Raw genomic sequence first — 14,944 nt, 5'->3', positions numbered from 1 at the left:
CGATCGAGGCGCAGGCCCTCCTCGCGACCTACGGCCAGGACCGCGAACAGCCGCTGTGGCTCGGCTCGTTGAAGTCCAACATCGGGCACACCCAGATGGCCGCGGGCGTCGCCGGCGTGATCAAGATGGTCCAGGCCATGCGGCACGGCGTCCTCCCGGCCACCCTGCACGTCGACTCCCCGACATCCCAGGTCGACTGGTCGGACGGCGCGGTCGAACTGCTGACGGAGGCCCGCGAGTGGCCGGATGTGAACCGCCCGCGCCGGGTGGGCGTCTCCGGGTTCGGCGTCAGCGGCACCAACGCCCACGTGATTCTGGAGCAGGCACCGGAGGAGCCCGCTGCCGAGCCCGTGGCTCCGGCCGACGGTGTGGTGCCGGTCGTGGTGTCGGCGCGGAGCACGGGTGCGCTGGCCGGACAGGCAGGGCGGCTGGCGGAGTTCCTCACCGACACCGGTGCCCCGCTGGGGGCCGTTGCGGGGGCGCTCGTGTCCCGGCGGGCGGTGCTGTACGAGCGGGCCGTGGTCGTCGCCGAGAGCCGCGAGGAAGTGCTCTCCGGGCTGCGGGCACTGGCCTCCGGAGTAACGGCTCCATCCGTGGTCACGGGGTCGGCTGCCGACGGGAAGACCGTGTTCGTGTTCCCGGGGCAGGGTTCGCAACGGGTCGGTATGGGCCGTGAGTTGTATGAGCGGTATCCGGTGTTCGCGCGGGCGCTGGATGACGCGTGTGCTGCCTTGGACGGGCAGCTCGGTGCGGAACTCCCCGTCAAGGATGTGATCTTCGGCAACGCGGTTCTCCTGGACCAGACGGTGTTCACGCAGGCCGGGTTGTTCGCGGTGGAGTCGGCGCTGTTCCGGCTGGTGGAGTCCTGGGGCGTACGGCCGGACGTGGTGGCCGGGCACTCCATCGGTGAGATTGTCGCGGCCCATGTGGCCGGGGTGCTGTCGTTGGAGGATGCGGCGGCGCTGGTGGCTGCACGCGGCCGGTTGATGCAGGCACTCCCGGCGGGCGGTGCGATGGTCGCCGTAGCCGCTTCGGAGGCGGAGGTCGCCGAACACCTTGGCGAAGGCGTGGACTTGGCGGCCGTGAACGCGCCCGGTTCGGTCGTCCTCTCCGGCGATGAAACGGCGGTTCTCGCCGCTGCCGAGAAGCTGCGCGAGCAGGGCCGCCGGGTCAAGCGGCTCACCGTCTCCCACGCTTTCCACTCGGCGCTGATGGAGCCGATGCTGGCGGAGTTCGCGGAGGCGTTGGACGGGCTGACCTGGAACCAGCCGTCGATCCCGGTGGTGTCGAACGTGACCGGCCGGCTCGCGGAGCCGGGCCGGTTGACGGACCCGGCGTACTGGGTCGACCACGTCCGCCGTCCGGTCCGGTTCGCCGAGGGGATCGCCGCTTCCGGCGGCTCGGTGTTCCTGGAACTCGGTCCCGGTGGCGCGCTGAGCGGTGCGATCACGGAATCGGCGGGCGCGGACGCGATGAGCGTGCCCGCGCTGCGTGACGAGCGCGGCGAGGCCCAGACCCTGCTGTCGGCCGTGGCCCACCTCTTCGTCCGCGGCACCAAGGTCAACTGGACGGCGATCCTCCCCGACGGCGCCACCGAAGCCCACGTGGACCTGCCGACGTACGCCTTCGACCACCGCCACTACTGGCTGCAAACGGCCCCCGCCACCGACGCCGTCGCCCTCGGGCAGAGTACGGCGGATCACCCGCTGCTGGGTGCGGTGGTGGAGGTGCCGGAGACCGGCGGTGTGCTGTGCACGTCCCGGCTGTCGCTGCGGACGCATCCCTGGCTGGCGGACCACGCGGTCGGCGGAGTGGTCCTCGTGCCCGGTACCGGGCTCGTCGAACTGGCCGTCCGCGCCGGTGACGAGGTCGGCTGCGGGACCGTGGACGAACTCGTCATCGAGGCGCCGCTGGTCGTGCCCGAGCAGGGCGGCGTACGCGTCCAGGTCGCCGTCGGCGGGCCGGACGACGAGGGGCTGCGGACGGTGGCGGTGTACTCCGCCCGGGAGGACGCGGCCGGTGAGATCGGCAGCGCGGCCTGGACCCGGCACGCCACCGGCACCCTCGCCCCCACGGTCCCCGCGGCCGGCGGCACCTTCGACTTCACCGCGTGGCCGCCGCCCGGCGCCGAGCGGGTCGAGGTGGACGTCGACGCCTTCTACTCCGGGCTCATCGAGAAGGGGTACACCTACGGCCCGGTCTTCCAGGGGCTGCGGGCGGTGTGGCGGCGCGGCGACGAGGTGTACGCCGAGGTCGCCCTGCCGGACGGGCAGCGGGAGGAGGCGGCCCGGTTCGGTATCCACCCGGCCCTGCTCGACGCGGCCCTGCACGCCAACGGATTCGTCACCCCGGCCGACGCGACCGCTCCCGGCGGCGCGCCGCGCACGGTCCTGCCGTTCGCCTGGAACCGGCTGTCGCTGCACGCGGCGGGCGCCGCGGCGCTGCGGGTGCGGGTGGCGCCGTCCGGGCCCGACGCGGTGGCGGTGCAGGCCGCCGACGAGACCGGGGAGCCGGTGCTGACGACCGAGTCCCTGGTGTTCCGCGCGGTCAGCGCCGAGCAGTTGGAGGCCGCGGCCGGCGCGCCCCGCGCGGACGCGCTGTTCCGCGTGGAGTGGACCGACCTCACCGTGCCGACCCGCTCGGGCATCCCGGCGCCGGCCTGGGCGCGGGTCGCCACCGCCGCCGACCTCGCCGGTGACAGCGTGCCGGAGCTGCTGGTCGTACCGGCCGACGGTGCCGACGACGCACTGGAGCGCACCGCCCGGGTCCTGGACGTCCTGCAGGCCTGGCTGGCCGACGAGGCGCTCGCGGACTCCCGGCTCGTGGTCGTGACCCGGGGCGCGGTGCCCGCCGCCGGCGAGGACACCGTGACCGACCCGGCGGGGGCGGCCGTCTGGGGGCTCGTCCGGGCCGCCCAGGCGGAGAACCCCGACCGGATCACGCTGCTCGACACCGACGCGCCGTCGGAGGACGACGACTCCCTCGCCGCCGCCCTCAGCACCGCGGTGGCCGCCGGCGAACCGCAGCTCGCGCTGCACGGTACGACCGTCCGCGCCCCGCGCCTGGTCCGGGCCGGCACCACCGTCAAGGACCCCGGCTGGGACCCGGACGGCACCGTCCTCGTCACCGGCGGCACCGGCTCGCTGGGCGCCCTGCTGGCCCGGCACCTGGTCGAGCGGCGCGGTGTCCGGCATCTGCTGCTGGCGAGCCGGCGCGGCCCGGACGCCGGGGGTGCGCGGGACCTCGTCGCCGAGCTGACCGCGCTCGGCGCGACGACGGTACGGGTGGCCGCCTGCGACATCGCCGACCGGGAGGCGCTCGCCGCCCTGCTGGACTCCGTACCCGACGAGCACCCGCTGACCGCCGTCCTGCACACCGCGGGCGTCCTGGACGACGGTGTGATCGGTACCCTCGACCGGGAGCGGCTGGCCCACGTCTTCGCGCCGAAGGTGGCGGCCGTGCGGCACCTGGACGAGCTGACCCGCACGCGGAACCTGACGACGTTCGCGGTGTTCTCCTCCGCCTCCGGGCTGTTCGGCTCGGCCGGGCAGGGCAACTACGCCGCCGCGAACGCCTGGCTGGACGCCGCGATGGCCCGGCGCCGGGCGGCCGGCCTGCCCGCGCTGTCCCTGGCCTGGGGGCCCTGGGAGCAGGCCACCGGGATGACCGCCGGCGCGGAGGCGGCGGCCCGCACCCGCGGCAACCGGCGCGGTGGCATCCTGCCGCTCACCCCGCACGAGGGCCTGGCCCTCTTCGACGCGGCCCTGGCCGGCGACGACCCGCTGCTCGTCCCGGTCAAGCTGGACCTCAGGGCCGTACGCGCCGAAGCGGCCACGGGCCCCGGAGTGCCGCCGCTGCTCCGCCGACTCGTCCGGGCCGGGCGGCAGTCGGCACGGGCCGCCGCCGGTGACGGCGGGGAGGGCCTGCTGCGCCGGCTGGCCGGCCTGGACCGCGACCGGCAGGAGGCGCTGCTGCTGGACGTCGTCCGCGGCCATGTGGCCGGCGTGCTCGGCCACAGCGGAGCGGACGGCGTCGGTGCCGAAACGGCGTTCAAGGACGCCGGGTTCGACTCCCTCACCTCCGTGGAGCTGCGCAACCGGCTGCGCGCGGCGACCGGCGTCAACCTCTCCGCCACCGTGGTCTTCGACTACCCCACACCGCTCGCCCTGGCCCGCCACCTGCACGGCGAGCTCGTCCCGGAGGGCGCAACCGGGCAGCGGCCGGCGGCGGAGGCCGACGAGGAACGGCTGCGGCACGCGCTGATCAGCCTCCCGCTGGAGCGGTTCCGGGAGGCCGGCCTGCTGGACGCGCTGGTCGAACTGGCCGCCCTGGAACCCGGCGCACCCGCGCCCGGCGAACCGGACACCACCCAGGGGGCACTGGCCGACCTGGACGTCGACGACCTCGTACACCTCGCGCTCGGCGACAGCGAATCCCTCGAAGGCTGACGCGGCACACGACAGATTGGGGCAGGGACAGTGAGTGCTTCCTACGAGAAGCTTGTCGAGGCGCTGCGGAAGTCGCTGGAAGAGGTCGGCACGCTGAAGAAGCGGAACCAGCAGCTGCTGGCCGCCTCGCGCGAGCCGATCGCGATCGTCGGCATGGCCTGCCGGCTCCCCGGCGGTGTCGACACGCCGGAAGACCTCTGGGAGTTGGTCGCCGAGGGCCGGGACGGAGTGTCCGGCTTCCCGGACGACCGCGGCTGGGACCTCGACACCCTGCTGGACGCCGACCCCGAGAAGACGGGCACCTCCTACGTCGACCAGGGCGGGTTCCTGCACGGCGCCGGCCGGTTCGACGCGGAGTTCTTCGGCATCTCCCCGCGCGAGGCGCTGGCGATGGACCCGCAGCAGCGGCTGCTGCTGGAAACCTCCTGGGAGGCGCTGGAGCGGGCCGGCATCGACCCGCTCTCCCTGAAGGGCACCGACGTCGGCGTCTTCAACGGCATCATGGGCGTCGACTACTTCGCCGGCGGCAGCGTCCCGCCCGAACTGGAGGGCTTCACCGGCACCGGCGCCGCGTCCAGCGTCGCCTCAGGCCGCATCTCCTACGTCTTCGGCTTCGAGGGCCCCGCCGTCACCCTCGACACCGCCTGCTCATCCTCCCTGGTCGCCATCCACCTCGCCGCCCAGGCCCTGCGGCGCGGCGAGTGCTCGATGGCCCTGGCCGGCGGCGCCACCGTCATGGCCACACCCGGCCTGTTCATCGACTTCTCCCGGCAGCGGGGCCTGGCCGCCGACGGCCGCTGCAAGGCCTACTCGTCGGCCGCCGACGGCACGGGCTGGGCCGAGGGCGCGGGAGTCGTCGTCCTGGAACGGCTGTCGGAGGCGCGGCGCAAGGGTCACCGGGTGCTGGCCGTCGTGCGCGGCACAGCGGTCAACCAGGACGGCGCCTCCAACGGCCTGACGGCCCCCAACGGTCCTTCGCAGCAGCGGGTGATCCGCAAGGCCCTGGCCGCGGCCGGCCTGACCCCGGCGGACGTGGACGCGGTGGAGGGTCATGGCACGGGTACGGTCCTCGGTGACCCGATCGAGGCGCAGGCCCTCCTCGCGGCCTACGGCCAGGACCGCGAACACCCCCTGTGGCTTGGCTCGTTGAAGTCGAACATCGGACACACCCAGGCCGCCGCGGGCGTCGCCGGTGTCATCAAGATGATCCAGGCCATGCGGCACGGCGTCCTCCCGGCCACCCTGCACGTCGACGAGCCGTCTCCCCGCGTCGACTGGGACGCGGGCGCCGTACGGCTGCTCACCGAGGCCCGCGACTGGCCGCCACTGGACCGACCGCGTCGCGCCGGCGTCTCCGGCTTCGGCGTCAGCGGCACCAACGCGCACGTCATCCTGGAACAGGCACCGGAGGAGCCCGGCACCGAGCCGGTGGCCCCCGCTGAGGGCCCGATACCGGTGGTGGTGTCGGCACGGAACGAGGCTGCCCTTGCCGGACAGGCGGAGCGGCTGGCGGAGTTCCTCACCGACACCGATGCCCCGCTGGGGGCCGTAGCGGGGGCGCTCGTGTCCCGGCGGGCGGTGCTGTCCGAGCGGGCCGTGGTCGTCGCCGAGAGCCGCGAGGACGTGGTCTCCGGGCTGCGGGCACTGGCCGACGGGGAGCCGGCTCCGCTGGTGGTGACGGGGTCGGCTGCCGACGGGAAGACCGTGTTCGTGTTCCCGGGGCAGGGCTCGCAACGGGTCGGTATGGGCCGTGAGTTGTATGAGCGGTATCCGGTGTTCGCGCGGGCGCTGGACGATGCGTGTGCTGCTTTGGACGGGCAGCTCGGTGCGGAACTCCCCGTCAAGGATGTGATTTTCGGCAACGCGGACCTGCTGGGCCAGACGGTGTTCACGCAGGCCGGGTTGTTCGCGGTGGAGTCGGCGCTGTTCCGGCTGGTGGAGTCCTGGGGCGTACGGCCGGACGTGGTGGCCGGGCACTCCATCGGCGAGGTCGTCGCCGCGCACGTGGCCGGGGTGCTGTCGCTGGAGGATGCGGCGGCGCTGGTGGCTGCACGCGGCCGGTTGATGCAGGCACTCCCGGCGGGCGGTGCGATGGTCGCCGTAGCCGCTTCGGAGGCGGAGGTCGCCGAACACCTTGGCGAAGGCGTGGACTTGGCGGCCGTGAATGCGCCCGGTTCGATCGTCCTCTCCGGCGATGAAACGGCGGTTCTCGCCGCTGCCGAGAAGCTGCGCGAGCAGGGCCGCCGGGTCAAGCGGCTCACCGTCTCCCACGCTTTCCACTCGGCGCTGATGGAGCCGATGCTGGCGGAGTTCGCGGAGGCGTTGGATGGGCTGACGTGGAACGAGCCGTCGATCCCGGTGGTGTCGAACGTGACTGGCCGGCTCGCGGAGCCGGGCCGGTTGACGGACCCGGCGTACTGGGTCGACCACGTCCGCCGTCCGGTCCGGTTCGCCGAGGGGATCGCCGCTTCCGGCGGCTCGGTGTTCCTGGAGCTGGGCCCCGGTGGCGCGCTGAGCGGCGCGATCACGGAATCGGCGGGCGAGGACGCGGTGAGCGTGCCCGCGCTGCGCGACGAGCGCGGCGAGGCCCAGACCCTGCTGTCGGCCGTGGCCCACCTCTTCGTCCGCGGCACCAAGGTGAACTGGGCGGCGATCCTCCCCGACGGCGCCACCGAAGCCCACGTGGACCTGCCGACGTACGCCTTCGACCACCAGCACTACTGGCTCCCGGCCCCCCGCCCCCTCCTGGACGCCACCGCCCTCGGTCAGGGCGCGGCGGATCACCCGCTGCTCGGCGCGGTGGTGCCGTTGCCGCAGTCGGACGGGCTGGTGTTCACCTCCCGGCTGTCCCTGCGCACGCATCCCTGGCTGGCGGACCACGCCATCGGGGGAGTGGTGCTGGTGCCCGGCACCGGGCTGGTCGAACTCGCCGTACGGGCCGGTGACGAGGTCGGCTGCGGGGTGCTGGACGAACTCGTCATCGAGGCGCCCCTGGTGGTCCCGGAGCAGGGTGCCGTACGGGTCCAGGTCGCCGTCGGCGGGCCGGACGAGACCGGCGCCCGCAGTGTGGAGGTGTACTCCACGCGCCAGGACGTCGGCACGGAGAGCGGTTCGGACGCCTGGACCCGGCACGCCAGCGGCACGCTGAGCAGCGACATCGCCCCCACCGACACCTTCGACTTCACCGCCTGGCCCCCGCCCGGGGCCCGGCAGGTCGACATCTCCGGCGGCTACGAGAAGCTGACGCACGCGGGATACGGGTACGGCCCGGCGTTCCAGTGCGTGCGGAAGGTCTGGCGGCGCGACGGCGAGCTGTTCGCCGAGGTCGGCGTGGAGCAGGAGCAGCGGGAGAACGCCGCCGGGTTCGGCATCCACCCGGCGCTGCTCGACGCCGCGCTGCACGCGAGCATCTTGGACGCGGCCGCCGAGGTGAGCGACGGTGCCGTGGCGGAGGAGGAGGCGGTCGTACGGCTGCCGTTCGCCTGGAACGGGCTCACGCTGCACGCCTCCGGGGCCACGTCGATCCGGGTCCGGCTGCTGAGGCCCGACCCGGACACGCTGTCGCTCGAGGCCGTGGACGACGCCGGTGGCCTGGTGCTGACGCTGGACTCGCTGGTCTCGCGGGCCGTCTCGGGCGAGCAGCTCGAAGCGGCGGCCGGTGCGCCCGGCTCCGATGCGCTGTTCCAGGTGGAGTGGAGCGAGCTGCCGTCCGCGGCCGGTGCCGGTGAGGTGCCGGAGGCGACCGTGGTCGAGGCCCGCACCGGCCCCGGTGACACGCCCGTGGCGTTGGTGGGGCGGGTGCTGGCGGCCGTGCAGGCCTGGCCGGCGGACGAGTCCGCGGGGGACGGGCGGCTGGTCGTGGTGACCCGGGGCGCGGTGCCGGCCGGTGGTGACCAGGCGGTCACCGACCCCGGTGGGGCGGCCGTCTGGGGTCTCGTCCGTGCCGCGCAGGCGGAGAACCCCGGACGGATCACCCTCATCGACACCGATGCCGACGACACGGACCTCGGTCCCGCGCTCGCGACCGGCGAGCCGCAGGTGGCCGTCCGGGGTGCGGCGCTGTACGTGCCGCGCCTGGCCCGTGCGGCCGGCTCGGCGGAGCCGGTGCTGGACCCGGACGGCACGGTGCTGATCACCGGCGGTACCGGGTCGCTGGCCGGTCTGCTGGCCCGGCACCTGGTGACCCGGCACGGTGTCCGGCACCTCGTCCTGGTCAGCCGCAGCGGTCTGGAGGCCGACGGGGCACCGGAGCTGGTGGCGGAGCTGGAGGCGCTGGGCGCCGAGTCGGTCGCGGTGCCCGCCTGTGACGTGACCGACCGGGACGCGGTGGCCGCGCTGCTCACCGCGCTGGCCGAGAGCGGGCCCCGGCTGACCGCCGTCGTCCACGCGGCCGGTGTCTTCGACGCCGGTGTGGTCGGCGAGATCGAACCCGAACGGCTGGAGCGGGTGTTCGCGCCCAAGGTCACCGCGGTCGAGCACCTGGACGAGCTGACCCGCGAACTCGCCCCCGGCCTGGACGCGTTCGTCACCTACTCGTCGGTGTCCGGTGTGTTCCTCGGTGCGGGAACCGGGAGTTACGGCGCCGCGAACGCCTGCATGGACGGGTTGATGGCGCGCCGCCGGGCGGCCGGGTTCCCGGCGCAGTCGCTCGCCTGGGGCCTGTGGGAGCAGACCTCCGGCATGGGCGCCGACCTGGACGACCTGTCCCGCAGCCGCATGAGCCGCCGGGGTGGCGTGCTGGCGCTCGGGCCCGAGGAAGGCATGGAGCTGTTCGACGCGGCGCTGGGCAGCAGGCAGACCCTGCTGGTGCCGGTGAAACTGGACCTGCGCGGGCTGCGCGCCGGCGCGAGCGCCGGGGCCACCGTGCCGCCGTTGCTGCGCGGGCTGGTCCGCGCGGGCCGCCGTGCCGCGCGCGGGACCGGACGCGAGGGCCGGGACGGACTGGCCGGACGGCTGGCGGGGCTGGCGCCCGCCGAGCGGGAGGCGCTGCTGCTCGACCTGGTCCGCACCCACGTCGCAGGAGTCCTCGGGCACGCCGGGCCGGAGCGGGTCAGGGCCGAGACGGCGTTCAAGGACGCCGGGTTCGACTCCCTCACCTCCGTCGAACTGCGCAACCGGCTGCGCGAGGCCACCGGCCTCAACCTGCCCGCCACCGCCGTCTTCGACTACCCGACCCCGCTCGCCCTCGCCCGGCACCTGCACGAGGAGTTCCAGGGCGTCACCCCGGCCGCGGCCGCGTCGCCGGCCGTGGCGCACGACCCGGACGAGCCGGTCGCCGTGGTCGGCATGGCCTGCCGGCTGCCCGGCGGGGTCGCCGGCCCGGAGGACCTGTGGCGCCTGGTCCGTGAGGGCCGCGACGGCGTGACCGGGTTCCCCACCGACCGCGGGTGGGACCTCGACGCGGTCTTCGACGCCGACCCCGAACACGTCGGCACCTCCTACGTCGGCCAGGGCGGCTTCCTGCACGAGGCACCGCTGTTCGACCCGCTGTTCTTCGGGATCTCCCCGCGGGAGGCGGTGGCCATGGACCCGCAGCAGCGGCTGCTGCTGGAGACCTCCTGGGAGGCGCTGGAGCGGGCCGGCATCGACCCGCTGGCGCTGAAGGGCACCGACGTCGGCGTGTTCAGCGGCATCATGGGCGTCGACTACTACTCCGGCGGTGACGTGCCGGAGGAGGTCGGCGGCTTCGCCCTGACCGGCGCCGGGGCGAGCGTGGCCTCCGGCCGGGTGTCGTACGTGTTCGGCTTCGAGGGCCCCGCCGTGACCGTCGACACCGCCTGCTCCTCCTCGCTGGTCGCCCTGCACCTGGCCGCGCAGGCCCTGCGCAACGGCGAGTGCTCCCTGGCCCTGGCCGGCGGCTCCACCGTGATGGCCGGGCCCGGCATGTTCATGGAGTTCTCCCGGCAGCGGGCGCTCGCCACGGACGGGCGGTGCAAGTCCTACGCCGACGCCGCCGACGGCACCGGCTGGGCCGAGGGCGCCGGTGTGGTCGTACTGGAGCGGCTGTCGGAGGCGCGGCGCAAGGGGCACCCGGTGCTCGCCGTGATCCGCGGCAGCGCCGTCAACCAGGACGGCGCCTCCAACGGCCTCACCGCCCCCAACGGACCCTCGCAGCAGCGGGTGATCCGCAAGGCGCTGGCGAACGCCGGGCTGACCCCGGCGGACGTGGACCTGGTGGAGGGCCACGGCACGGGCACCGTCCTCGGGGACCCGATCGAGGCACAGGCCCTGCTGGCGACCTACGGCCGGGAACGGAACCCGGAACAGCCGCTGTGGCTCGGCTCGTTGAAGTCGAACATCGGGCACGCGCAGGCCGCCGCCGGAGTCGCCGGCGTGATCAAGGCCGTACAGGCGCTGCGGCACCGCGAGATGCCCGCCACCCTGCACGTCGACGCGCCGTCCTCCCAGGTCGACTGGTCGGCCGGCGCGGTGCGCCTGCTCACCGAGGCCCGTGCGTGGACCGACCCGGGACGGCCGCGCCGGGCCGCCGTGTCCTCGTTCGGGCTGAGCGGCACCAACGCGCACGTCATCCTGGAGGAGGCCGCCGAGGAGCCGGCGCAGCCGCCCGCGCCGGAGCCGGCGGACACGGCCGGTGCCGTACCGCTCGTGGTGTCGGCCCGCGGCACCACGGCGCTCGCCGGACAGGCCGCGCGGCTCGCCGCGTTCCTCGACTCCACCGAGGCCGCGCCGGCCGACGTCGCGGCGGCCCTGGTGACCCGGCGGACCGTCCTGCCGGAGCGCGCCGTCGTCGTGGCCGGCACCCGCGCGCAGGCCCTGGCCGGACTGGGCGCCCTGGCCCGCGGCGAGAGCAGCCCCGCCGTGGTGACCGGCAGCCCCGCCCCGGCCGGCGCCGGCAAGGTCGTCTTCGTCTTCCCCGGCCAGGGCAGCCAGTGGGCCGGTATGGGCCGCGAACTCCTGGACACCTCCGCGGTGTTCGCCGAGCGGATCGCCGAGTGCGCCCGGGCGCTGGAACCCTGGGTGGACTGGAAACTGGAGGACGTGCTGCGCGGCGACGCACCAGCCGACCTGTTGCAGCGCGCCGACGTCGGCCAGCCGGCGGGCTTCGCCCTGATGATGGGCCTCGCGGCCGTGTGGGCCGCGGCCGGGGTCGTACCGGACGCGGTGGTGGGCCACTCGCAGGGCGAGATCGCCGCGGCCTGTGTCGCCGGAGCCCTGCCGCTCGACGAGGCGGCCCGGCTCGTGGCGCTGCGCTCCCAGGTGATCGCCGAGCGGCTGTCCGGGCACGGCGGCATGATCGCCGTGGCCCTGCCCGAGGCCGAGGCGGCCGCCGCCGTCGAACCCTGGGCGGGCCGCGTGCAGGTGTCCGCGGTCAACGGCCCCTCCTCCGTCGTGGTGGCCGGGGACGCCGGCGTCCTGGACGAGATCGTCGAGACGCTGTCGGCCCGGGGCGTCCGGGCCCGGCGGATCGCGGTCGACTTCGCCTCCCACACCCCGCACGTGGAGGCGGTGCGCGAACCCCTCGCCAAGGCGTTCGGTGACGTCCGCGGCCAGGCCCCCGTCATCCCCTTCCACTCCACCGTCACCGGTGAGCGCGTCACCGGCGCCGGTGCCCTCGACGCCGACTACTGGTACCGGAACATGCGCCGGCAGGTGCGCTTCGGCCCCGTCGTCGCCGGCCTGCTGGCGACCGGGCACACCGTGTTCGTGGAGGTCGGCGCCCACCCGGTGCTGGCCCCGGCGATCAGCGAGACCGCCGACGGCGCCGACGTGCTGGTGACCGGCACCCTGCGCCGTGACGACGGCGGCCCCGGGCGGCTGCTGGCGTCCCTGGCCGGACTGTTCGTGAAGGGCGTCCCCGTGGACTGGACGGGCGTCCTGCCGGCCGCCGCCCGCCCCGTGGACCTGCCCACCTACGCCTTCGACCACCAGCACTACTGGCTGCCCGCCCCCGCCGCCGCGGGCGACGCCGCCTCGCTGGGACTGGCCGGCGCCGGCCACCCGCTCATCGGCGCGGTGGTCGAGGTGCCCGACACCGGCGGCGTGCTGTGCACCGCCCGGCTGTCGCTGCGCACCCACCCCTGGCTCGCCGACCACGCCGTCGGCGACGTCGTCCTGCTGCCCGGCACCGGCCTGGTGGAACTCGCCGTCCGCGCGGGCGACGAGGCCGGCTGCGCCACCCTGGACGAACTCGTCATCGAGGCCCCGCTGGTCCTGCCCGCGCAGGGCGGCGTACGCGTCCAGGTCAGCGTCGGCGGCCCCGACGACCAGGGCGCCCGTACCGTCACCATCCACTCCGCGCGCGACGGCGCGGCCGGCGCCGACGGCTGGACCCGGCACGCCACCGGCGTCCTCACCCCGGCCCCGCGTACCCGCCCCGCCGCCCACCCCGACCTCACCGCCTGGCCGCCGCCCGGCGCCGAACGCGTCGAGGTGACACCGGAGGCCTTCTACGCCGGGCTGCGCGACCACGACTACCGCTACGGCCCCGTCTTCCGCGGCCTGCGCGCGGTGTGGCGGCGCGGCGAGGAACTCTTCGCCGAGATCGCCCTGCCCGAACACCAGCACGCGGCCGCGACGGAGTTCGGCCTCCACCCGGCCCTGCTGGACGCCGCCCTGCACACCAAGGCGTTCCTCAGCAGCGGTGAGCACCGCACGATGCTGCCCTTCGCCTGGAACGGGCTCACCCTGCACGCCTCCGGAGCCGCCGCCCTGCGGATCCGGGTCACCCGGCCCGCCCCGGACGCGCTCGCCCTGGAAGCCGCCGACGAGACCGGCAGCCCCGTCCTGAGCGCGGACTCGCTGGTCTTCCGCCCGGTCGCCCCCGAGCAACTGCGCACCGCGGGCGACGCCGACATGCTCTACGGCGTCGACTGGATCCCGCTGCCCCGGCCCGCGGACCCGGAACCGCCGTCCTGGCTCCGGCTGACCACCGCGGAAGAGGTGGCGACCCTCGCCGCGGACACCCCGGACGGCGCCGAACTGCCCCGCGCCGTCGTCCTGGAGGCCGTGACGACCGGCCCGGACGACACCCCGCTGGCCGTGACCGACCGTACCCTGGAGGTCGTCCAGACCTGGCTCGCCGGCGGCGGCCTGGAGGACAGCCGGCTGGTCGTGCTCACCAGGGGCGCGGTGCCCGCGGGCGGCGACGGGACGGTCACCGACCCGGGCGGCGCGGCCGTCTGGGGGCTGATCCGCGCCGCGCAGGCCGAGAACCCGGACCAGATCGTCCTGCTCGACACGGACGACGAACCGGCGGATCTCGCGTCGTTGCTCGGCGCGGTCCTGGCCACCGGGGAACCGCAGCTGGCGGTGCGGGGTGTGGCGCTGTACGTGCCGCGCCTGGCCCGTGCGGCCGGCTCGGCGGAGCCGGTGCTGGACCCGGACGGCACGGTGCTGATCACCGGCGGTACCGGGTCGCTGGCCGGTCTGCTGGCCCGGCACCTGGTGACCCGGCACGGCATCCGGCACCTCGTCCTGGTCAGCCGCAGCGGTCTGGAGGCCGACGGGGCACCGGAGCTGGTGGCGGAGCTGGAGGCACTGGGCGCCCAGTCGGTCGCGGTGCCCGCGTGCGACACGACCGACCGGGACGCGGTGGCGGCACTGCTCACCGGCCTGACCGGGACCGGCCCCCGCCTCACCGCCGTCGTCCACGCGGCCGGCCTGTACGACGCGGGCGTGGTCGGCGAGATCGAACCCGAACGGCTGGCCCGCGTGTTCGCGCCCAAGGTCACCGCGGTCGAGCACCTGGACGAGCTGACCCGCGAACTCGCCCCCGGCCTGGACGCGTTCCTCGCCTACTCGTCGGTGTCCGGTGTGTTCCTCGGTGCGGGCACCGGAAGTTACGGCGCCGCGAACGCCTGCATGGACGGGCTGCTGGCGCGCCGCCGGGCGGCCGGGTTCCCGGCGCAGTCGCTCGCCTGGGGCCTGTGGGAGCAGACCACCGGCATGGCGGCCCGCACCGACGAACTCACCCGCGGCCGGCTCAGCCGCCGCGGCGGCGTCCTCGCCCTCACACCCGAGGAGGGCATGCAGCTCTTCGACGCGGCCCTGCGCAGCGACCGCACCCTGCTCGTGCCGGCCAAGCTCGACCTGCGCGGGCTGCGCGCCGACGCGAGCGCCGGGGCCACCGTGCCGCCGCTGCTGCGCGGACTGGTCCGCGCGGGCCGGCAGTCGGCGCGGGCCGCCGTCACCGGGGACGAGCGGCGCCGGCTCGCCGAACGCCTCGCCGGGCTGCCGGCCGGGGAGCGGGCCGAGGCCCTGCTGGAGCTGGTGCGCACCCAGATCGCCGTCGTCCTCGGTTACACCGCCGGCCACCAGGTCGACGCCGACCAGGGCCTGTTCGAGATCGGCTTCGACTCGCTGACCGCGCTGGAACTGCGCAACCGGCTCGGCGAGCTGACCGGCACCAAGCTCGGCGCGGGCCTCGTCTTCGACCATCCGACGCCCGCGCTGATCGTCGCCCACCTGACCGACCGCCTGTACGGCGAGGACGCGACCGGGCCCGTGGCCCTGTCCGTCTGAGGCGTCCGCCCACC

1 protein-coding gene and 1 pseudogene are annotated in these 14,944 nt (G+C 75.2%); both read left to right on the top strand.

Annotated features, from left to right (window positions below; all coding sequences use genetic code 11):
* A partial coding sequence (locus ACIP4Y_RS34305) for a type I polyketide synthase (protein ID WP_401399874.1) occupies positions 1-4,448 on the top strand: 4,448 nt, incomplete at its 5' end.
* Positions 4,449-4,478: 30 nt separating this feature from the next.
* Positions 4,479-14,930, top strand: a pseudogene (locus ACIP4Y_RS34300) (SDR family NAD(P)-dependent oxidoreductase); the annotation flags it as partial.
* Positions 14,931-14,944 lie beyond the last annotated feature (14 nt).

It is taken from the genome of Streptomyces sp. NPDC088810, assembly GCF_044750305.1.
GTDB lineage: Bacteria > Actinomycetota > Actinomycetes > Streptomycetales > Streptomycetaceae > Streptomyces.
Note: the sequence above shows the minus strand (reverse complement) of the source record. Positions and strands in the feature narration are given on the sequence as shown.